The 21,189-nt window shown below is 57.9% G+C and carries 24 protein-coding genes; 22 read left to right on the top strand and 2 right to left on the bottom strand.

The genetic code is table 11. From position 1 onward, the window contains the following. Positions 1-7: 7 nt before the first annotated feature. The 15 genes from HP566_RS04560 to HP566_RS04490 all read left to right on the top strand — a co-directional run bounded on the left by HP566_RS04560 (position 8) and on the right by HP566_RS04490 (position 13,827). Positions 8-373, top strand: coding sequence for a DUF3168 domain-containing protein (locus tag HP566_RS04560; protein ID WP_249976077.1), 366 nt, complete (start codon positions 8-10; stop codon positions 371-373). Between the two features lie 12 nt (positions 374-385). Continuing rightward, positions 386-901 carry a phage tail tube protein gene (locus tag HP566_RS04555; protein WP_249976076.1) on the top strand — a complete coding sequence of 172 codons (516 nt, stop codon included), beginning with the start codon at positions 386-388 and terminating at the stop codon, positions 899-901. Beyond that, positions 898-1,365 carry a phage tail assembly chaperone family protein, TAC gene (locus tag HP566_RS04550; protein ID WP_249976075.1) on the top strand — a complete coding sequence of 156 codons (468 nt, stop codon included), beginning with the start codon at positions 898-900 and terminating at the stop codon, positions 1,363-1,365. The genes HP566_RS04555 and HP566_RS04550 overlap by 4 nt, the downstream gene beginning before the upstream one ends. Further along, positions 1,299-1,553, top strand: coding sequence for a phage tail assembly protein T (locus HP566_RS21830; RefSeq protein ID WP_425348173.1), 255 nt, complete (start codon positions 1,299-1,301; stop codon positions 1,551-1,553). Before HP566_RS04550 ends, HP566_RS21830 begins: the two co-directional genes overlap by 67 nt. 329 nt (positions 1,554-1,882) lie before the next feature. Further along, complete coding sequence (locus HP566_RS04540) at positions 1,883-2,752, top strand: phage antirepressor N-terminal domain-containing protein (RefSeq protein ID WP_249976073.1); 870 nt, start codon at positions 1,883-1,885, stop codon at positions 2,750-2,752. Between the two features lie 15 nt (positions 2,753-2,767). Then, positions 2,768-3,061 (top strand): hypothetical protein, encoded by a 294-nt coding sequence (locus HP566_RS04535; RefSeq protein WP_249976072.1) that lies wholly within the window; start codon positions 2,768-2,770, stop codon positions 3,059-3,061. A 254-nt stretch (positions 3,062-3,315) separates the two neighbouring features. Next, positions 3,316-4,086, top strand: coding sequence for a hypothetical protein (locus HP566_RS04530; RefSeq protein ID WP_249976071.1), 771 nt, complete (start codon positions 3,316-3,318; stop codon positions 4,084-4,086). Between the two features lie 12 nt (positions 4,087-4,098). Next, positions 4,099-4,401 (top strand): hypothetical protein, encoded by a 303-nt coding sequence (locus HP566_RS04525; RefSeq protein WP_249976070.1) that lies wholly within the window; start codon positions 4,099-4,101, stop codon positions 4,399-4,401. 57 nt (positions 4,402-4,458) lie between these two features. Further along, entirely contained in the window at positions 4,459-6,909 is a 2,451-nt protein-coding gene (locus HP566_RS04520) for a hypothetical protein (RefSeq protein WP_249976069.1), read from the top strand. Next, complete coding sequence (locus tag HP566_RS04515; protein ID WP_249976068.1) at positions 6,909-7,388, top strand: hypothetical protein; 480 nt, start codon at positions 6,909-6,911, stop codon at positions 7,386-7,388. Before HP566_RS04520 ends, HP566_RS04515 begins: the two co-directional genes overlap by 1 nt. Before the next feature lie 59 nt (positions 7,389-7,447). Continuing rightward, complete coding sequence (locus tag HP566_RS04510) at positions 7,448-9,469, top strand: hypothetical protein (protein ID WP_249976067.1); 2,022 nt, start codon at positions 7,448-7,450, stop codon at positions 9,467-9,469. Next, positions 9,462-10,232, top strand: a complete 771-nt coding sequence (locus tag HP566_RS04505) for a hypothetical protein (protein WP_249976066.1) — start codon at positions 9,462-9,464, stop codon at positions 10,230-10,232. Before HP566_RS04510 ends, HP566_RS04505 begins: the two co-directional genes overlap by 8 nt. A gap of 7 nt (positions 10,233-10,239) precedes the next feature. Continuing rightward, complete coding sequence (locus HP566_RS04500) at positions 10,240-10,731, top strand: DUF1833 family protein (protein WP_249976065.1); 492 nt, start codon at positions 10,240-10,242, stop codon at positions 10,729-10,731. Continuing rightward, positions 10,628-11,134 (top strand): hypothetical protein, encoded by a 507-nt coding sequence (locus HP566_RS04495; protein ID WP_249976064.1) that lies wholly within the window; start codon positions 10,628-10,630, stop codon positions 11,132-11,134. The genes HP566_RS04500 and HP566_RS04495 overlap by 104 nt, the downstream gene beginning before the upstream one ends. After that, positions 11,131-13,827, top strand: a complete 2,697-nt coding sequence (locus HP566_RS04490; RefSeq protein ID WP_249976063.1) for a host specificity factor TipJ family phage tail protein — start codon at positions 11,131-11,133, stop codon at positions 13,825-13,827. Before HP566_RS04495 ends, HP566_RS04490 begins: the two co-directional genes overlap by 4 nt. Positions 13,828-13,974: 147 nt before the next feature. On the opposite strand, the gene HP566_RS04485 is transcribed toward HP566_RS04490, so the two are convergent. Together HP566_RS04485 and HP566_RS04480 are read right to left on the bottom strand one after the other, a co-directional pair. Further along, on the bottom strand, positions 13,975-14,370 hold the full coding sequence (locus tag HP566_RS04485; RefSeq protein ID WP_249976062.1) for a hypothetical protein: 396 nt from the start codon (positions 14,368-14,370) through the stop codon (positions 13,975-13,977). A gap of 254 nt (positions 14,371-14,624) precedes the next feature. Then, positions 14,625-14,903, bottom strand: coding sequence for a hypothetical protein (locus HP566_RS04480; RefSeq protein ID WP_249976061.1), 279 nt, complete (start codon positions 14,901-14,903; stop codon positions 14,625-14,627). Positions 14,904-15,369: 466 nt separating this feature from the next. Here HP566_RS04480 and HP566_RS04475 point away from each other — a divergent pair, with 466 nt between their 5' ends. From HP566_RS04475 to HP566_RS04445, 7 genes are all read left to right on the top strand, one after another. Next, positions 15,370-16,653 carry a tyrosine-type recombinase/integrase gene (locus tag HP566_RS04475; RefSeq protein WP_249976060.1) on the top strand — a complete coding sequence of 428 codons (1,284 nt, stop codon included), beginning with the start codon at positions 15,370-15,372 and terminating at the stop codon, positions 16,651-16,653. Continuing rightward, positions 16,646-17,500 (top strand): hypothetical protein, encoded by an 855-nt coding sequence (locus HP566_RS04470; RefSeq protein ID WP_249976059.1) that lies wholly within the window; start codon positions 16,646-16,648, stop codon positions 17,498-17,500. The genes HP566_RS04475 and HP566_RS04470 overlap by 8 nt, the downstream gene beginning before the upstream one ends. A 72-nt stretch (positions 17,501-17,572) precedes the next feature. Beyond that, entirely contained in the window at positions 17,573-17,758 is a 186-nt protein-coding gene (locus HP566_RS04465) for a helix-turn-helix transcriptional regulator (RefSeq protein ID WP_249976058.1), read from the top strand. Continuing rightward, the gene (locus HP566_RS04460) at positions 17,755-18,198 is read left to right on the top strand and encodes a hypothetical protein (RefSeq protein ID WP_249976057.1); all 444 of its coding nucleotides are present in this window, start codon (positions 17,755-17,757) and stop codon (positions 18,196-18,198) included. The genes HP566_RS04465 and HP566_RS04460 overlap by 4 nt, the downstream gene beginning before the upstream one ends. After that, positions 18,188-18,715, top strand: a complete 528-nt coding sequence (locus HP566_RS04455) for a hypothetical protein (protein WP_249976056.1) — start codon at positions 18,188-18,190, stop codon at positions 18,713-18,715. Before HP566_RS04460 ends, HP566_RS04455 begins: the two co-directional genes overlap by 11 nt. Further along, a complete protein-coding gene (locus tag HP566_RS04450; RefSeq protein ID WP_249976055.1) occupies positions 18,708-20,243 on the top strand; it encodes a YfjI family protein in 1,536 nt (511 codons plus the stop codon). Before HP566_RS04455 ends, HP566_RS04450 begins: the two co-directional genes overlap by 8 nt. Before the next feature lie 145 nt (positions 20,244-20,388). Continuing rightward, entirely contained in the window at positions 20,389-21,027 is a 639-nt protein-coding gene (locus HP566_RS04445; RefSeq protein ID WP_249976054.1) for a hypothetical protein, read from the top strand. Positions 21,028-21,189 lie beyond the last annotated feature (162 nt).

The following is a 21,189-nucleotide window of genomic DNA, read 5'->3' as shown; positions in this document are numbered from 1 at the left end:
AACCACTATGCCCCCACTGTTTGCCATTTGCGCCGCCAACGCGGGGGTAACCGCGTTGCTGGGCGTTGGGCCGACACGGCTCTTCCCGTTCGGCAAGGCTCCTGAAAACGTCGCCACGCCCTACGCCGTGTACCAGGTGTTGAACGGCGTGCCTGAAAACTACCTGGACGAGCCGCCCGACGTGGATGACTGGAACATCCAGATCGACATCTACGGCACCACGCCCGCCAGCGTGACCGCCGTGCTCAACGCGCTACGGCGCGCCCTGGAGCCCCACTGCTACATCGAACGCCTCGGCGGCACGTCCACCGAGCCCAACACCCAGCTCGAAACCACCAGCTTTGATGTGAGCTGGTACCACCCCACGCAATAAGAGGAACACCCCATGCTCACGAAAGGCACCAGCGTATTTTTTCAGCACCCGGAAACGGGCGAAATTGTACGCCTGAAACGCTGCACCGCGTTCAACCCGGGCGGCAGTCCGCGCAGCCAGGTAGAGACCACCGACCTGGAAGAGCTGGACGCCATGCAGTACGAAGCGGGGCTGGCGCAGCCTGGCCAGGGCACCATGTCCATCAACGCCGACCCAGGCGAAGAATCGCACCGACTGCTGCAGGAACTGGCCGAGGGCTCCGCCACGCCCACCATGAACTGGTACGTGGGGTTCTCCGACGGTACGCCAGACATCGCCCCCACCATTACAGGCTCGGGCGAAAGCGCTGAGGTGACGATCCCCACGACCCGAACGTTCTATCACTGCCGCGCCTACGTCGCCGACTTCCCGTTCGATTTCCAGCTTAATGCCAACGTGACCGTTTCCGGCAGCCTGCAGCGCAGCGGGCGCGGCACCTGGCATTACAAGAACGGCGACAGCAACGGCAGTGGCGGGGGTGAAGAATGACACCGTTCAATCTGGAAACGCTGGCCGCCCAGAGCGGCTTCGTGTCGCGGCAACCGGTGCAAAAAGAGATCCAGTGGAAGCACGAAGGCCAGGAGTTTCAGGCCACGGTGTTCGTGCTGCCGCTCTCTTACGCCACCGCCAAGAGCGACATCGTCTACACCCAGCTCCAGGGCGACCCGCTGGCCGCCCGCATCGCCCACTGCATCGTGGACGAAGCAGGCAAACCGGTAATGACGGTGGCCGACGTGCTGGGCGAGGCCGACCCATCACGCGGCCCCCTGAGCGCACCGCTCACCAATGAACTGCTGCGAGTGATTGGCGAAGTGAGCGGGCTGGGAAAGCCCCGCCAGAGCTCGACGACGAAGACGAGCTCTGGCACGAACTCGTCCTCAACGGCATCGGCGGCAACACCATCGAAAAAGCGCAAGTCACGCTCAGCCACCCCGAATACCTCGGCTGGGTAGCGTACCGCCGTAAGCGGGGCAGCCTGCACCCCGGCATGCGCATCGAACGCGCCGCCGCCCTGTTGGCCTGCCAGCAGGCCAACATGCACCGCAAGCAAGGCAGCCCCGCCATCAAGCTCACAGAGCTGATGCCCCACGCCGACCAACCCGAAACCACCATGGAATATGCCATGGAGAACTGGGGGTAGCTGTGGATGTAAACAGGTCAATACGTAGGGTTGGGAACGGCCCGCAACGCCGCCATAATGAACAGGCAGCTTGACGCCTGCGCCGAGTTGGGCCAACATTCCCTTGCCGCTGCAAAATCAGTGGCTCGGGTGTAGGAACCCTGGCAAAGCAAAAGGCGCACAGCGCCCAAAGGCGCTTTTTTTGTGCCCGTTATGGCGGGCCGTGCGTGGGACACCTTCGGGTGTGCCGGGTTTCCTTTTGCTCCGGTCTTCCTACCCCGCGTACGGTTCGCCTCCATTCTGTAGGAAGGTTGGTGGCGGACTCTTTACTAAGCAAAAGGAGTCTCACCATGTCAGCACTTGCAGCTTCTCCAGTTTCTATCAACTTCCATGGCGCCAAGATCCCCACCTTCAATGTTGAGGGAGTGGTGCGTGTAGCCATGAAAACGATTTGCCAAAGCATCGGTCTTGATTGGCGCTCACAGCGTCAGCGTATCCTGCGCCATCCTGTGCTTTCCAAAGGGGTGGTTATCATAACCACCCCTTCAAAAGGCGGTCTTCAGAAGTCCCTAACACTGCCGCTCACCAAGCTGAATGGCTGGTTGTTTGGTGTGGATGCTTCACGCGTAAAGCCAGAAGTGCGTAGCAAGCTGGTCGAGTACCAGGAAGAGTGTTTCGAGGTGCTCAGCGATTACTGGCAGAAAGGCCAGGCCGTCAACCTGCGCACCGCCACCCCCGACGAGCGGGCGGGCCTTCGCGCGGCCTACAGCCTGGTGCACCACCGGTTCAATGTGGAGCACATCGACGAACTGACCCCCGAGCAACTGCCCGAGGCCGTCGAGTACATCCACCGCATGACGCTGGAAGGCGAGTACCTGGGCAAGGCCGCGTTGCCAGCGCCCACCGCCGAGCAGATCGACTACCCGCTCACGCGCCCATGGAACGAATGGCAGGAACACCACCTGGTGGGGATGGATGCGATGTACTACTCCGACATTCGCCGCCTCATCAAGCAACTGCTGGAAGCCGCCCGCACCGGTGCCACTCTGAAAGTGGGCAATGTGGCCGGTATTCAGGAAGAGCTGAAAGCCCTCACGCACCTATGCCAAACCCGTGGCATCCAGCAGCGCAAGGCAGAGGAAAAGCTGGCGCACATTCAGAACTTCGTCGGCTCGCTGGCCAAAACCACCACCTGCCTGCAAACCACGCTGGCGCGGTAATCAGGAGACAACGGCATGCCGAACTACGAAGCCATTGGCCGCTGCACCAAGTTGAAAGAAGAGATCGACGCGCTAACGCTGGCGCGGAATCAGGCCGTTGTCGCCATCCGCCGCCAGCTCCACGGCACCCTGGGCGCCAACGCGCCCAGCCAGGTCGTGTACACCCTGGATGCCGAGCAACTGCACCGCCATACAAAGGCGCTGGAGCAGGCCAACGCCAAGCTGATGGCTGCCATTAGCGAGTACAACGAATACGCGGCAGAAGGCGAGGGCAAGCCCTACCAGGTGCTGGAGCCTCGCAACAACTAGCCAAACTTAACCAATTGCGCTACGTTCCCTGTTGGGTTGACTCAACGGGGGCTTGTCGTGGCTGAATACTGTCGAGATTGCGCTGCTAGCCTGTTTGGCGAGAAGGTGGCAGCAAAGCATTTTCGCGGGCTCTGCAAGCCGGGCGAGACCTATATGGAGCTTTGCGAAGGGTGCGGTGGCTGGGTTGAGTTGAATCACTTGGGCTGGCGCACAGATAGCAAGCGGTGCAATGAAGGTGAAAGCGGGGGTGGTAAATGGGCATCGTTTGGAAGATTGTTGCGGCGCTGGTGGGAGGGCTGAAAAAGGACTTTCGGAAAATTGCGGTCTGCATTGCTCTTGCTTCTCTTGCGCTGGGTCAAAGTTCGCTTGTGCTTGCGGAAGGTGGTAATGAGGTCGAGGAGGCTTTCAATGCATCTATTTCTGAGATGCTAGACGGCATGAGCGAATCAGAGGCAATAGCTTTTCAGCAAGGGCTTGCTTCGCTAATGTTATCTAAAGTGATGGGTGAAAGGTCATTTATTGAATTTGGAAATATGTCTGAATCTGAGATAGAGATTGCACAAAATGAAGCAATGTCAGAAATATTGGAAATGACTGCGTCAGAGATCATGGGTTCTGCCATCAATATTAACGATCAAGAGCCTGAAAGAAACAATGATATTTTGAGCGCGAGTCTTGATGGCTTCATTGTTCAGGAGGCAGTGTTCTATTTCAGAGAAGGCATGTATGGCAAAAACCCTGTTATTGAACTTACGGTAACAAATAGAACGGGACATGCGGTTTCAAGAGCTTATTTCGAGGGTGTGCTAAAAAGCCCCGGGCGAAGCGTGCCATGGGTGCGGGAGAGCTTTAATTACACTATACCGGGCGGGATTGAGCCGGGGGAGACTTTAACTTGGACTTTGTCACCTAATAGCTTTGGGCCATGGGCAAATCCTTCAATACCTGAAGATGCAGAGCTATCAGTTACAACCGTTCGTCTTGATGATGCTGATGGTGACAGTATTGTATCCCAAGAAGAATAGTAAGGTGACCAGATGGAAGGCTTGAAGAAAAAATGGCGCTGGATGGTCACCATGGCTTGGATCGTCGCCGCCGCCTCGGTCATTGCCTCGGTGTGGCTTGGGCTTCAGTTTGGCACGTATCAAGCGGTTGAGCTTAACGCTCATCTTCAAAGTGAGGCCGTCACAAAGATCAATATGGCGGTCATTATGGCGTGTGTTGTTCAGGCGATGGCGTCTGTTCTTTTTGGGGTGATGTTTACGGTGCTGAATGAAATATATGAAGGCACCATTGACATATACATGCAGAACCAGCGCGCCATTAGAAACAACAGTTGACGCTGACTGAAAACCATAAAACCCGCTTCGGCGGGTTTTTTTACGCCTGGAGTTTGTATGTCCGTCAGATCGCTTGGCAGTCTAACGCTGGACATGGTGCTGAAAACGGGGAATTTCCTGGGACCGATGGACCAGGCGCAGCGCCGCACAAGACGCACCACCAATTCCATGGTGAATGACTTCAAGAAAATAGCGGTGGGGGTGGCAGCGGCGGGTGCAGCGGCGGGTGCAGCGGCGGGCGGCATTGCAGCCATGACCCGTGAGGGAATGACGGCGATTGACGCTCAGGCCAAGCTCGCCAGATCTCTCGATGGCACAATTGATGGGTTGCGCACCCTCAACATTGCGGCATCAGACTCGGGTATTGACGGGCTGGAGGGCTCGCTCAACCGCATGAACCGCCGCCTGGGTGCGGTAGAAATGAACGGCGGGCCTGCGCTGCGCACGGTAGAGCGCCTGAAGCTCAACCTGCAGGAGATGCGTGACATGGATGTGGACGAGCGGCTGGCCTACGTGGCCGACCGCATCCGCGATTCTGGCGTATCGTCTCAAGAGGCCGCGCGCCACCTGCAGCAGCTCGGTTTCGAACAGCGCGGGGCCACGGAGATGTTCATGCGCGGAGGCGATGCTATTCGTGCCGCCCGCCAAGAGGTAGATGATTTCGGGCTATCCGTTTCCATGGTGGATGCTGCTGCCATCGAGGCCGCCAACGATGCGCTAAGTCGAAGCGGCCGCCTGGTAGAATCGACCCGAAACGCCTTGGCTGTCGAGCTGGCCCCTATCGTTCTTGAGGTGGCCAACTACTTCAATGACGCTGCTCGCTCTGTCGGTGGCATGCAGTCCGCCGTGCAGCAGGGCGTCGATACGTCGATCATCTACCTCGGCACGTTCCTCGATGCCGTATGGCAGATCGATAATGCCATTCAAACCGCTGGCATTACGACCCGGGAGTTTTTGCTGGTGGTAGTGCGCTCGATGGCCTCGGCGGCCACAGCGATTGTCGAGGGGCCGGTTAACGCCCTGAACAACCTGATTGGCACTCTCAATCGTATCCCGGGCATCGACATCGATTTTGCCAACCAGCCCGACTTGGTTTACGGCATGCGTGACCAGGTAGAGACGCTGGAGCGCGCTATTCGAAACGCCCGAGCAGAACTGAACGAGCTGGCGGCAGGTACTGCACCCTCTGAGCGGCTAAACGCATTTATCGCGCAGGCTCGGGCCGCTGCTGACGAGTTGGCGGCGGGCATCAGTAATGATCCCGGGCAGTTCATCGGCGGTGACGGCGGCGACATCGGCGACACTGCCCCCAGCAGCAGCTCGGCCCGCAGCGCCGTCGATGCCATTGCCAATCAGGTGGCCGCGCTCGAGCGTCAGGCGGCCACCCTGGGCATGACACAAGAGGCCGTGCGCCTGTTCGAGCTGGCGCAAGACGGCGCCACCGACTCCCAGCTCGCCGCCGCCCGTGCCGCGCTGGAGGCCATCAGCGCTTACGAATCGCAGGAAGAAGCCGCCCAGGCCTACCAGAACCTGCTGCTGGACCTGCGCACCAACGAAGAGCGCCTGACCGATCAGATGCGCGAGCGCCTGGCGGTGCTGGATGCTGTCAATGTCTCCAGCGAAGAGTATGCCGATGTTGCCGCGCGGATTGCGGCGGCATCGTTTGATAACGAGCCCAGCTTCGGCGGCCTAAGCCCGGTGGTGGGCGGGCCGTTCAGCGAGCTGGCGCGCATCGGCGAGGCCGAAGAGCAGTTGCAAGAGTGGTACGACGCCCAGCTCGGCATGCTGGCGCAGTATCGCCAGGAGCGGGCCGACCTCAACGAGCAATGGGACGCCCAGGAGCGCGAGTTGCAGGAGCGACACCAGGCCGAGCTGGCGCGCATCGAGCATGCCCGTCAGATCGCCCAGCTGGCCGCCGCTGAATCGGTGTTTTCCGACCTCACGGATATTACCCGCACGTTTGCAGGCGAGCAGAGCGGCATCTACCGCGCCATGTTCGCCGTGCAGAAAGCGGCGGGCATGGCCCAGTCTATCGTGGCCATCAACACCGGCATGGCCATGGCGGCTGCAAACCCATGGCCCGCCAACTTGGCTGCGATTGCCTCGGTGGCCTCCGCCACGGCGGGTCTGGTCTCCAATATCTCCGGCACCCAGCTAGTGGGGCAGGCCCACGACGGCATCATGTCGGTGCCCGAAAGCGGCACCTGGAACCTGCGAAAAGGCGAGCGGGTGACTACCCCCGAAACCAGCGCCCGCATGGATGCCGCGCTCGACAATACCGATGCCCTGCTGGCGCGGGTAGAACAGCAGCTCAACCGCCCGGGAGAATCCTCGGGTGGCGTGAGTGTGAACCTCTACGAAAACCCCCGCCGGGCTGGCCAGGTCGAAGAACGCAACGGCCCAGACGGCGAGCGCATTATCGACGTGTTCGTCGCCAACATCATGGGCGACGGCAAGGCGCACAAAGCGCTGGCCAGCAAATACGGACTCAACACCAGGGCGACCTAATGACGATCAGCTACCCCAGCGGCCTGCCTATGCCCCTGCGGGCCGATTACGGCCTCCAGCACACCGATAACGTGCTGCGCACCGCGCTGGGCAATGGCCACGCCCGTAAGGAGATCCTGCACGCCCCGGGCCCCACGCGCATCACTGCCAAGTTCCGCATACGGCCGAGCCAGGCCCAGGTGTTCGAAGGGTTCTACTGGCGCACCCTGAACAGCGGCGTGCTCACGTTCAGCATGCTGCTGCTGACGCCCCTGGGCATCCAGCAGTATGACGAAGTGGAGTTCGCCGAGCTGTACACCGGCCCCACGCCGCTGGCCAACTCGCGCGGCGGCAACGGGCGACTCTGGGAGTTCACCGCGCAGCTGCAGATGAACCGCCCGCCCATCATCAGCGCCGAAGAGGCCCAGTTCCCCGACGAGGTCCTCTACAGCAGCATCTTCGACCGCAACATGAACCGAGATTGGCCGCCCAGCGACTGACCGCAGACCCGATTAAACACCCGCCCACCGAGGCGGTTTTTTTATGCCTGGAGATACGCATGAGCCGTTTTAACACCGGAAACCCCATCGACAGCGACGACCCCCGCGACAGGTCGGATAACACCAAGAACCTCGATCAGACGATGAATAGCCAGAGCGCAACATGGAGGGATAGATTCGGTGTAGAGCGCCCCACACTAAAATCGGCTATTGACCCTACAGGACTGGCTCATAGGGCTGCCGAGTCAGCAGCTGAGGCCAAATCAGCTAGAGACTCGGCGTTCATTGCCGCAGAAACCTACGAGACGCTGGCAGATGGTTTAGCTAGTGGAAACCCTCAGTTCAACGTGGCAGAAGGGGAGTTGATTGTTCGGTACGAGAACGTTTCGGGTGAGGCGGTTAAACGCTTTGAAATTCTGTCGTCAGCGTATTTTGATCGCGTATTAAAAGAGGTCGATGAAGACGAGAGCGGCATTCGAGCCATTGTGTTAGACGCGCTGGGGCAGATACTGATTGGCGTTAAGGAGTCGGATGGCTCGCTAGTGGCTGACATTACCCAGTTGTTAGTGAATTACATGGGCAATGCGGGTATCGAGCTCAATTTTTCATCCGATGAGAATTTTGCCTTAGCGATCAGCGATGACATGGGCGGTGTCGTCTGGGGAGTGCGCCGCAATGGAACGTTATTTACTGAGTCACAAGTTCGGACGGGTGTTGCACCGTGGCTATATGCCGACGAGCAGTTTGCACTAGCAATTGCAGACAGCTATGGATCTGTGCTGTGTGGCATCAAACATGATGGCGTGCTGTACCTACCAGGTGTCTCTGAGCCACCAAGCGTGAGCGAACCCGTACTCTATTTGCCCCCCGTGGCTGACTGTCTCCACATCACAATTTCTGGTCAATCACTTTCAAATGGGCAGTCTGGCTCGCCTGCATTAAGCCCTGTCGATCCTTTTGGCAATCAGATGTTTGTCTCAGGTATTCGCCAGGAAGAGCTGATGGAGAATGAGCCCAACTATCCCGAAAACGGTCAGTTAGATTCATTGGTTCCACTGCAGGAAGTGGACCGAGAAACGCCCGCCAGTGGCCTTGCTGCCCAATTGTCTTTAATGACCGGCCGGACATCCCTGATTAGCTCCAATGGCGTGGGCGGTTCTCGCATCGAGACTCTGCTACGGGACGGTGTGCGTTATCGGCCTACCGGAGAACGAACGTACTACCCATACAAAGCTGGCATTGCGCAGGCAAAAGCGGCCCTGGCGATCACTCAAGCGGAAGCGAGAGTGTATGGGGCTTATCCACTGGTATGGATTCAAGGGGAAAGTGACGACGCCTCCCATCTAGCCCCTGAAGATTATGCGCGCCTGCTGATCGAGTTGAAGCAACAGTGGAATACGGACGTGAGAGCGATTGCCTCACAGGCTGCCCGTATTCCTCTGGTGACGTACCAAACAGCAGGGGCTACGTATTACGGCGAAAGCCATGTGCGTGCGTCGATTGGGCAGCAACTGGCAGCCGAACAAGACGGCGACATTGTGATTGCCACTCCTATCTACCACTTAGAAACTTTCGGCGGTGTGCACCTTACGAACCATGGGTATCGCTGGATGGGCGCGCTCATCGGGAAAGTGCTCGCCAACATCACAGTGGCTAATAGCCAACGTTTACAGGAGGTCTGGCGCCCACTATCACCGCGTCGAATCACTCGGCAGGGTCGAATCATTCAAGTGGAGTTCTGGATTCCCGAGGCACCTCTGGTGCTGGATACCGAGATGGTGACAGATCCTGGTGATTACGGGTTTGAAGTGTGGGACCAAACCGGCCGTATCGGTATTTCAGATATTCAACTTATCGACGATCGCATCCGCATCCTCACCGTTAACGAGCCCGTGGGTGATGTGCGGGTTAAATATGCTTATTCAGGCATCCCCGGTAATTCGGCTGGCCCGACTACTGGCGCAAGAGGCTGCTTGCGTGACTCCGATTCAACTGTGAGTCATTTCACAGACGCAATTGGAAACCCTTACCCGCTCTACAATTGGCTTATTCACTTCGACAAAGGAGTCGATCATGCTTAAAACAGCCGCCTTTCAACTGACAGGTGTGAGTGTTACTAACCCAGCATTGCCTATTCTGACCCCATTGGTGCCAGGTGTGCAGTACCGGTATCGCATGCTCCCTGTGGGGGCAGTCGCGCTGGAAGACAGCAGCCCTGCTGGCAATAATGCAGCGCTATTTGGTGGTATTTCTCCCGACACCAACGGACTGCTGTTTAGCGGTGATTCCTCGCAGTATGCAGATACAGGCGTTTTAACAGAGGGGTCGTTTACTATTTTGGGTGTTGTCCGTCCAAGCATTCCAGGCGCTGGCGTCCCGATCGGAACATTTGAGCTTAATAGCGCTATCAATTTTCGAGTTGGCACCAATGTTTGGTTCGCATTGTCCAGTGGAAATCCTGCGCTTTCTTGTGCGATAGCGGTTGTCCAGCCAGGCAGCCCTTCGACACACCGCAACTTTGGTCTCAGCATCCCTGGCGTCAGTTATACACCTGGCCAATGGCTGTTGTTTGCGCATCAATATGATGTTGCCAGCCGCACCCAGCGCTTCTTTGTTGGGAGTACAGACAATTTCCGCTCAGAGCAACACCCATCAAATGAAGCTTTTGTGCCTTCTGAAAAAACAACTCGCATCGGTCGAGTGCCTGGAGCGCCTAGCTACGCGTTCAATGGAGATGTTGCTTACGCCGCTCAATGGAACTCGATGTTAAGCCTAGATGATCTTGCTCAGCAGTTCAGCGCGGTTCGTTCCGATCTTGCACGTCGCGGTATCAATATACCCTGAGGCAGCTATGACCATCCTCTCCCAAATCCACAGCGGCCACGACCCCACGATCTACCGCATCCCTTGCCTTGAACTTACATGCCCCGCGTGGCCCGATGCGATACGCTATTGCCCCGGCTGGGACGATATAACCGTAACCCACGAGGGTGGCCAGCAGGCCACCTATGTGGGCTCCGGCCTCGATATTGCCCTGCCTGCGCGTAACGACAGCGGCCAGCAGCGGCTGGTGTTTGCTATCGGCGGCGTCACTGCCGATGCCGAGGAACTGGTCGAGGCGGCAGTCGAGGCGGGGGAGATCATCACGCTGACGCTGCGCATGTACGCCTCGAACGACCTGAGCGCCCCCGCCCAGCGGCCCAAGGTCATGACGGTAGATTCGCCGGAATTCCTGCCGGATGGAACGCTGCAGGTGCCCTGCACCTACCGCGACATTCTATCCCGTCGTTTCCTGCAAGGGCGCTTCACGGCCCACGATTACCCAGGCGTCGCCCTGTTCTGAGGTGTTCATGCTCGATCACTACCGAGATGCCCGCTACCACGACGGCGGGCGTGGCGAGTGCGTGGGCGGCGTTCGGCGGTTCGATTGCTACGGCCTGGTGCGCGCCGTGCGGGCTGAGCAGTTCGGCCTGGCGACGCTGCCGTGCTATGCGGGTGTGGCCACCACGGATGCCCGCCGTGTGTCTCGCTCGCTGGTTGAGGTGCGCGATGGCCTACAGCCCTGCGAGGCGCAGGCGGGGGCCATGGCACTGTGCTACACCGGTGCCCTGGCGCTGCACTGTGCAGTGCTGGTGGCCGTGGGTGGCCGTCTGGGCGCGCTGGAGTGCACCGTCGATCAACACGTTCGGTGGCAGCCGCTACGGCAATTCTGCCGCGATTTTTCCCGCGTGGAGTTCTATACATGAGTGAGATTCGGGTGTACCCCTCGCTGCTGCGCAGTGATGCGCGTGGGGCCACGCTGCCCCTGGAAATGCACCAGGTGGCCGAGGGCACCCTGCTGGAGTGGCTGCTGGCCAATGTGCCCAGCTACGCCGACAACCCCCAGCACAACCCGTGGGAGGTGGAGTTAGAGACGGCGCGGGGGCAGGTGGTGCCGCCGGAGCAATACGGCGCGGTATCGCTCGGCGGCGATGCCGTCGTGCATCTCTACATCAATCCACAGCGTCGGGCGATCAGCAGCGTGTTCAATGCCGTCGTTGACCTGTTCAGCTCGGTGTTCAGCTGGCTGATGCCCGACATCCCCACGCTCAACGCGAACGGCAACATCGAGCAGGGCGCGCAGTTGAACGATCCCAGCGTGACCGTCAATCGGCCCAAGCTCAACGGCGTTATCAATCAGGTGGCAGGGCAAACCAAAATCGCACCCTACTACCTGGCCCCGCCGCGCTCCTATTTTCTGGACCCCCGCGTCAAGGCCGTGGATATTCTGCTGTGCGTGGGCTGGGGCCCCTACCTGCTGCCCGCGTCGCAGATACGCGTCGGGGAAACCCCGATCACGGCGTTCGGCGATGACATCAACTGGCAGGCGTTCGGCCCTGGAGAGAACATCACCGGCCACTCAGCAAGCCAAATCTGGTACGTCGCGCCCGAGGTGGGCGCGGCAGGCAACGGGCAGGCAGGGCTCAAGCTCCAGAGCATCAACAACATCACCGACCGTTTGACGGCGTCATACATCGACGTGGACGCCAGCGAGATCACTGTGCTCGCGCCTGCTGAAATCCCTAGCGACTGGGACGTCGGCGTATTGCTCAACATCCTGATTCAGCGGCAGGTGGTGGCCTCGGCACCCACTGCGCCGGATGTGAGAGCCGTCTTCACGGGCCAGTTTGCTGACCTGGGGCTGGCTGTGGGTGACAGCATCGTCATGAGCGACAGCGGCATCGAAGGCGAGTACGTCGTGCACAGCGTCACGTCCACGCAGCTGACGCTCAGCTACCCCGACCTCTCGCCTGTGACGGGGCCGACGGCAGGAACGTACCAGGTGACCGTAGACCGCCTGGGCGCTCGATACCGCATCATCGGCATGTCTGGCCAGTCGATCACGGTTGAAAAATTGCTGGCGAACGGCAGCCCCGACACGGCCTGGTTGGGCTGGAGCGCGACGCGCTATCACCGCAACTGGCGCGTAGTCGTAGACAGTATCTATTCAGAGGGCCAGTGGCTGGGGCCATTCCAAGCCCAAAAGGCCGGCACCCTGGTAGACCGCATCGAGGCCACCATCATCGCACCGCGTGGGTTCGGTTATGGCCGAGACGATGGCGGGGTGGATTACAGCGAGCAGCAGGTGGAGCTGCAGTGGCGTGAGATCGGCACCGAGACCTGGAATTTCCAGCAGCAGGTGATAGGCGGCCAGACCCGCGACCAGTTGGGCTTCACCGTGGGCGTTGACCTGCCAAACCCCATGGCGGTTGAGGCCCGCCTACGACGGATGAACCCCGAAAATACCGACGTGCGCGCCTTCGAAGAGCTGCACTGGACCCAGCTAAGCTCTCGGCTCTCGGAATACCCCAGCAGCTACGCCGACATCACGGTGCTGGCCATGACGATCATTGGCAGTGACGCACTCTCGGCCCGCAGCGAGAACCGCATCACCTGCGTGCCCACGGCGATTCTGCCGACGATGGAGGGGCCAACCCAACCCACACGGGCCATCGCGGATTGGGTGCGCAACGCGGCTAACCAGGTGGGCATCACCGACGACGACATCGACATGGACGAGCTGCAGCGCCTGCACGAAACCTGGACGGCCCGTGGCGACACGTTCGATTACAACCACGATAGCGACGACACGGTGAAAGCCGTCCTGCAACGCGCCTTGCAAGCAGGCTTTGCCGAGCTGACCTGGGACGAAGTGCTGGTGCCCGTGCGCGACGAGCCACGCACCCAACTGGAGCAGATGTACAGCCCGCAGAACATGCGCGCCGATGCGCTGCTGACAAAATCCGTTCGGACGATCCGGCCCGACGATTACGACGGCGTTGATGTGGAGTACCAGAGCGCTGCCACCGGTACGGTCGAAACCGTCGAATGCCGTCTCTCCTCCGCCCCGCCGGAGCGCGTCGAGACGATCCGTGTAGAGGGCGTCACCGACCGCACCCGAGCCTGGCGCCATGGAATGCGCCGCCTGATGTGGCACCGCCATATTCGCAAGGGGTACTCATGGGGCACCGCGACCGACGCGCTCAACAGCCGCATGGGCAGCTACTGCCCCGTGGTCGGCCCGATCCCCAGCCGCGCACAATCCGCGCTCATCGAGCAGGTGGTGGTGAACAGCGAGGGCGTGCACCTGCTGTGCAACGAACCGCTCAAATGGCAGGAGATCGAGCAGCAAGTCGTGTACTGGCGCGACCCCGACGGCAAATCACACGGGCCGTACAGCGCGACCAGGGGCGAGAGTGACTATCACGTCATTGCCGCGATGGGCAGCGACCCGGTGCCGGAGGTAGACCCCACGAAAGAGCCGCCGCATTTGCTGTTTGGCCATGTCGAGCGCGTCATCATCAAATCCATCTCGCCCAGCGGGATGAGCGCCGTAACGGTGGAAGCGGAGGGGTACGATGAACGGCTGTATCAGTATGATGATGCGACGCCTGGGTAATCGTGGGCCGTGAAGCGCTTTGGTCGCAGTTTGGTCGCAGACTGAGCGCGACCAATGCGCTGTGTGTAAGCATGGTAAAAAGGTAACGTACTGTTTTTGCTGAAAAGCCTTGTGCAAGCGCGGCTTTTGAAAACAGGCTGCGCGGGTTCAAAATCCGCTGCGGCTAAAAATAGGCCATCGAGGTTTAGTAATGACACTTAGGCGTTCCCAGTGGCGATCTATGGCTTTAAGTTCTGCGTCTGTTAATTCGCGTAGCACTGGGTAAGAGCCTGTCGATGGATCATAGTTACCAAGCTCTTCAAGGCCTTTGATTCGTGATATTTCGCGTGCGGATGCATTAAATCTCGCCCATTCTCTCTCGCTAACAACTGCTTGATAAGAGGTTAACATTTGAGGGTGAGGCATAATGCGCTTTTGAATTTCAGTCCATATGCTCTCTCTTGCTTTGTTTCTTTGAGCGACCATGTCTTTGCCTATTGCCAACCAAGTACCTAGCAATAAGCCGATACCAGTTCCCATTGCTCCAAAAGCCCATTCGATCAAAGCAGAATCCTCTCAATGCGTGGTTGCGGTTTGGTTGCTGACTCACTGCAACCAATATAAGGAATGTAAGCATAGGAAGGTAGGAGACGTGCGGTTTAGGCGGGAGGCCGCATGGCAGGCGCGACCGTGGTTGATGCTGCTTTGCACTCATAATCCCATGCGAGAGACGGAGCTATTCAGCTGAAAACTAACGTGTAACCTGTTGAATGGGGTTGCAAGGAGTAGGGCTGACCAAGGCCAGCCCTAAAGGCGAATTAGTGATGAGAAATCTCCAGCTCTCCTTGTGGGAACATCTGCCAAGAACCGTCATCTTCAATGATTCCAGTAAATTGTGCAGTGCCTTTACCTATGCCCAAATATTCATCATTTTCATATACCGGTGCGGTCATTAGATAGGTATATTTTGGCTTAATTAGCGAGGTGTCAGCACCTTCATCGGGTTTGAATGATGGTGTGTATTCATCTTTTTTAGGTCTTTCAAAACGACATACGTCAAATTGGCCACTACCTGGAATACCATTAAAATCTGTCATTTGTTTCTCCTCATGTTTTAGTTTTAAGAATCATTCTCGATTCAGTGGATATGACAATATGAATTTTCAGGTTGTTGCATCAATTGGTGTTGGAAGACGGTGTGTCCAGAATGTGCCACAGACCTGCATATTAATGTGTCTAGCTGCCTAATTTTGAGAAAATCGATTAATATGTGCACACTGCGCCCAGCGTGTTTATGTTTTAAATTCAGCGGGTTAGGGAGCTATCTTCCTTAAAGAGTAGGTCTTGAAAACCGGCATAGGTGAATAGCCTATCCAGGGTTCGAATCCCTGTCCCTCCGCCACAACGCTTCAAAAGGCCCGCTAATCGCGGGCTTTTTTTCGTCTGTACTCCGCATAATCAATAGCTTACGTTCGCATAGTGTTTTATCGGGTTGCACGCCATCGCACACAAGCGCAGAATCTATGTTGGGTGGGATGTTGGGTAAAGAGTTAGGAGCCCGTTATGCCAAGACAGACGAAGCCATTAACAGCGCTGGAAGTGAAGCGACTCACGCAACGGGGACTTTATGCTGCTGGTGAAGTGCCTGGCCTTTATCTTCAGGTCGCCAAAACGGGTACTCGGTCGTGGGTGCTGCGTTACGCCACTGGTGAGACACGCTTAGCTGCATCCGGAAAAGCGTTCAAAGTGCGCCGTGATATGGGGCTGGGGAGTTACCCCGGCGTCACACTGGCACAGGCCCGCGACAAGGCCCGTGCAGTTCGTGAAAAGCTGGATGCTGGCATTGATCCAGTTACCGAGCGCAAAGCCGCTGGACAATCACGCCGCGCTGCTGAGCTGGCGCTTATCACCTTCACCGATGCCGCCGCGGCTGTTATCAAGATTAAGCAGGCAGAGAGCCGCAACAGCAAACACGGCAAGCAGTGGCAGTCCACGCTAGAAACCTACGCCTTTCCGATACTTGGCAAGATGGCCGTTTCAGATATTGAGCTGGTGCACATCAAGCAAGTGCTACAGCCAATCTGGGAAACCAAAACGGAAACCGCTACCCGCGTCAGGCAGCGCATTGAAGCGGTATTGAGTTGGGCAACTGTCAACGGCCACCGAAGCGGCGATAACCCAGCTCGCTGGAAAGGCAACCTCGACACCATATTGCCGTCCCCTTCCAAAGTGGCGAAGGTGGAACACCACCGCGCCATGCCGATCGACAACATGCCCACGTTCTGGCAATCCCTCGAGCTGCGCACCGGTGACGCGGCCAAGTGCCTGGCGTTTACGATCCTGACCGGCTGCCGTTCTGGTGAAACCCGTGGCGCTCGCTGGGATGAAATAGACCTGGCCAACGCCACATGGACGATACCCGCCAGCCGCATGAAGGCAGGCAAGGAACACCGCGTCCCCTTATCCGCGCCAGCATTGGCCTTGCTCAAAGAGCAGTCTCAGGCGCGGGAATACGTCTTTCTAAGCCCCCAAGGCAAGCTGCTGTCTGATGCAGCCATGACTGCCTTACTCCGCCGCATGAAAGAGGATCACCGGGCAACGGTTCACGGTTTCCGGTCAACGTTCAGGGATTGGATGGCAGAGCGCACCGGCACGCCTCACGAAGTAGCAGAGGCAGCGCTGGCGCATAGCATCCGCAACGGCACAGAGGCGGCTTACCGCCGTAGCGACCTATACGCCAAGCGTGCCCGCGTCATGGATCAGTGGGCCGTGTTCATCACCAAGCCTGCACCGGCTGGCGCTGGCAACGTTGCACCGATCCGAGGAGAGGTGGCCACCGATGGATAGTGAACTAAAGGCGATCCAAGACGACTTGGACAGCGTGCTAGAGCGGCTAGCTAATTACATGGGAAAAGAAAGCCAGGTAAGCGAGGGCATAGATCCGCGAACTTACAGCAAGCAAGACGCAGCCCGCGCGGCGTTGAGTTATCTGGAAGTTGAAGGCGTCACGCTAGAAACTTCACTTCGTGTCGGACGCTTTAGAGAGAAACGACTTAACGAGAGTCATCCTGAAGGGACAATGCTTCACCAACACGCCAATAGTGAGGGGGAGGTATCCTCATTGATAGAAGCGCTTAGAGCCATGGAGGACTGGCTTTTAACCGCGTGGCCCCCCGAGAGTTGCCATTTAGAAATCTTAGCTAGAGCTGTAAACGAGTGGTCAAGCAAGCGTGGTCGTTTTATTGGTGAAAGCATGGGGCTTCCAATCACGTCTGGGCGCTTAGATTCAAACAAAGACGCGAAGCAAATGGCGGTTGCATGCGTATTCGCATTAAACAAAGTTAACCCTAAAGTATATCCAATAGACGTGGCTTTGTTTGAATTTGTAGGTGAGCAATTTGGAGGCATGGGCGAAAGAACCGTATCCCGAGCCTTTTACAATGAAGAAGGAAAAGTGGCGCGTGAAGTTTATGAAGAAGTTTTAAGCGACCCTAATCTAAGGGAAGCCCTAATGCCAATGGCTTTAGAGATGTTTGGTGAAGCGCTAGATGACAGTCATGGAAAAATAACGTATTGGAAAATGGCTATGGATCCATGTTCATGGAGGGTATTCCCAGATGCTCCACGGTTGAGGCTATCGCCAGACGAAGAAGAGTTGTTATTTGCCCCTATCGACTTGTCAGAAACTGACTAAAACTGACAATTACTACAATCTATCACTTCGCCATGCTTTACCCCGTCACCCAATACGACGAGGTAAAGCAACATGGCAGCGAAAACGAAACCCCAAGCATCCGCCAAGCCCGGCAATGAGTTCCTAAGCGCTGAACAAGCGGCTAATCGATATGGAGTCCACCGCGCCAGCATTTACCGCTGGGCAAAAGAGGGCGACTTCCCGACACCCCAAGAGCAGGAAACCCGCAAGGCCGCTGGCGCTGGGGGTGATGCATGAATACCCGCCAAACACACCTAACCCTAGACCAAGTAAGCGCTTTGATAGCCATTGGCGATAAGGTGGACGACCTAGCCGATGAGCTTGAAGCCGATGGCGTAGATGCTGAAGCCGATGGCGTAGATGCTGAAGCCGTGGCCCACTATGCCCACGCTTGCCAACACATATCGGATGCGGCCAACGCGCTAATGGAAGTGATGAGCCTTACCCAGCACCCAATCACTCAGGCGTCAAAGCGTGTGGTGCTGTCGCTGTGTGCTGACGATGCTCACGATCTAGCGCACCTGCTGAAAGAAACCGCTAAACAGCTCGATCAAGGCCCACGTGAGCTGAGCGTCACCGCTGAGGATGCAGACCTTCGCATGGGGCGTGATGGGCTTATGGTGGGCACGCTCAAGGTGGCCGAAGCCGATAAGTCAGGGGGCAACGATGCAAGCTAACGCCCAAAATAAAGCAGCCCAGCGCAATGGCCGGGCTGTCGCGCCACCTACCAAAGTAAACGCGAAGTATGAGCATAGCACGCGCCCTGACGTTTACGCCTTGCTGACTCGTTTGGACAAGGTAAAGGAGAATGGGCCCGGTCGTTGGTTGGCGTGCTGCCCAGCCCACCAAGACCGATCACCTAGCCTTGCAGTACGTGAGACGCCAGACGGCACCATCCTAGTGAAGTGCTTTGCTGAGTGCCCTACAGCTGACGTATTAGCCGCCGTGGGTCTAGAGCTGAAAGACCTGTTCCCACAGTGTGACCAGGATGACTACCACGCCAGTAAGCGCCCTGGTGAACGTTGGGTACCCCGCGACGTGCTAAGCGCCATCGCACAAGAGGCACTGATTACCCTGTTGGCGGCGGAAGCCACCCATCGTGGTGAACGGCTGGCGCGCGCGGATCTTGACCGACTGGCCACCGCTGCCGGTCGTTTGCGTAACGCAGCAAGGGAGGTGGGTTGTCATGTATGAGGCCGCACAAGTAAGAGGCGCTACCTGGCTTGATGATTATGCCCAGAGCCGTCAGCCCGGAGCGCCAAAGCCATTGCTATCGTTGCCTAGCGCTTTGGCCCCGGTGGCCTCGTTTCAGTCTGACATGCTGCCTGATGCGATCAGCGCTTATGTGATGGACGTAGCCGACCGCCAACAGTGCCCGCCTGACTTTGTAGCCGTAACGGCAATCTGTGCGCTGTCTGCGCTGGTGGGCCGTAAGGTGCTGGTATGCCCCAAACAGCGGGATGATTGGACAGTTACACCCAACCAATGGGGCGCGATCATTGGCCGCCCCAGCGCCATGAAAAGCCCCAGCATGAAAGCCGAGCTTGCCCCGCTGGTGCGTATCCAGCAAGACGCCAGCGACAGCCATAGCCAAGCCCTTCAGCAGTACAAGGCAGAGCAAAAGCTGTCGGAACTGGAAAAGAAGGCCACAGAGGACAAAGCCAAAAAGCTACACCAGCAGGGCAAGCGAGAGGAGGCGCTAGCCGTTTTGGTAGAGGCCGAGCGCGAAGCACCGCCCCCAGGCAAGCCGCGCCTTATCGTTAATGACGCCACCGTGGAAAAGCTGGGGGAGCTGCTAAACGAGAACCCCAACGGCCTTATCTTGGTGCGTGATGAGTTAGCGGGCTGGTTAGGTAAGCTGGCGCAAGATGACTACCAAAGCGACCGCGCCTTTTACCTCGAGTGCTTTGACGGTAACGGACGCTTTACCTATGACCGCATAGGCCGGGGCACCATCGAGATAGAGAACTGCACCTTATCCATGATTGGCGGCATTCAGCCCGACAAGATAGCCCCTATCGTGCGCAGCGCCAGTAATGGTACAGCCAACGATGGATTGGTTCAGCGCCTTCAGCTAGCCGTGTGGCCCGACGATCTGAGGCAATGGCGCTGGCGCGACCGTGCCCCGGATCCACAGGCACGGCACGCATACGAGCAGACCTTTTTCAGGCTGCAAGGGCTGGCGCTAGAAACCGATGTCGAAGGCGATCCGCCCGCGTGGCGCTTCACCCCAGAGGCACAGGCGCTATTCATTGAGTGGATGGAAGGTATCAACGCTGAAGCCCGTGAAAGCGATCTGGCACCAGCGCTAGAAAGCCACCTACTCAAGATGCCCCAGACCATTGCAGGACTGGCGCTACTGTTTGAGCTGATAGAAGGGGAAGGTGGGGCCGTGGGCATAGTAGCCGCTGCACGGGCTTTAGAGTGGGCCGACTACCTAAAGACCCATGCAGAGCGCCTGTATAGCGCTGCCACCAACCGAGGGGCCATAGGGGCTGCGCTGATAGTCAAACGCCGGGATAAGCTGCCAAGCCCGTTCACCTCGCGGAACGTGCGCCGCAAGCAGTGGGCAGGACTGGACAGCACAGAGGCCGTGCGTGATGCGCTTGATGTACTGGTGGAACACCATCACCTGACCGCGCTGGAAGTGCCGACCACCACCAAGCCTAGAACCGATTACCACTGGCACCCAGAACTGGTACCGGTTGGGGAGGTGCGCTAATGGGACGTTGGCTATCTAAAATCCAGAAAACCCTATGTGTGCAACTGACAAAACTGACTTATCTGAATCTGTCAGAAAAGTCAGTGACACAACTAGGGCATTCACCGAAATGGCAAGCGATACCGCTTCAATCCAGAAAAGCCCTATGTGTGTAACTGACAAAACTGACTTATCTAAATCTGTCAGTAAAGTCAGTGACACAACTAAGGCATTTCAGGAAAAACGGGGGGGAGGTGCTGGCGATGTAGACGCCATGCTAGGCACGCTGAAGGTCATAGGTCGTGACCTGGGTGACGATCTTGAGAGGCTGGCGCGTGAAAGGCTGATGCTGTTGGCTAACCCTGTGCGTGCTGAAGTTATCGCAGTCCTAGACGATGCGTTCACGGTAGCACCTGACCTACCCAGCGCCCGTAAGCAGTGCCGCCACCTGCTAACCGATATGGGCACTATGGACGCCGCCAAAGCCTGCTGGCCTGCACTGCCTGAACCTGTTGGCGAGGTGCCCGACACAATCCGCCGGCAAACCGTCACGCCCATCATAGAACCATGGCTGGCGATGATAGAGCGGCATTGCCCGCTGGTGCCTGAGGATAAGCGCTTTATCCGCGTGAGGCTGGTTACACTGGCCCCAGGTCACGCCATGCGCCTAGCCCGCCAGTACGTTGAAGCGTGGCAACAGGCAGAGCAGCAAGAGCCACGCAGCCAGGCTAAAGACAACGCAGGCCGCCGCGCTGCTAATAACCACCTGCTGATGAGTGGCCATAAGTCTAAGCGCCTTCAGTAACCAAGGCTTATCGAGCGATACAACTCTGATCCACTCGACGTCACCCCCAGATTGAGTAGCGCTACACTTTAGAGTCCGATCCTATGGGTAAGGAGGTTGGACATGAAGAAGCGTTTCAGCGAAGAACAGATCATTGGTTTCCTGGGCGAAGCCGAAGCGGGA

The organism is Vreelandella olivaria, assembly GCF_023507745.1.
Taxonomy (GTDB): Bacteria; Pseudomonadota; Gammaproteobacteria; order Pseudomonadales; family Halomonadaceae; genus Vreelandella; species Vreelandella olivaria_A.
The sequence above is the reverse complement of the archived record's forward strand: the minus strand, read 5'-3'. Positions and strand labels throughout refer to the sequence as shown.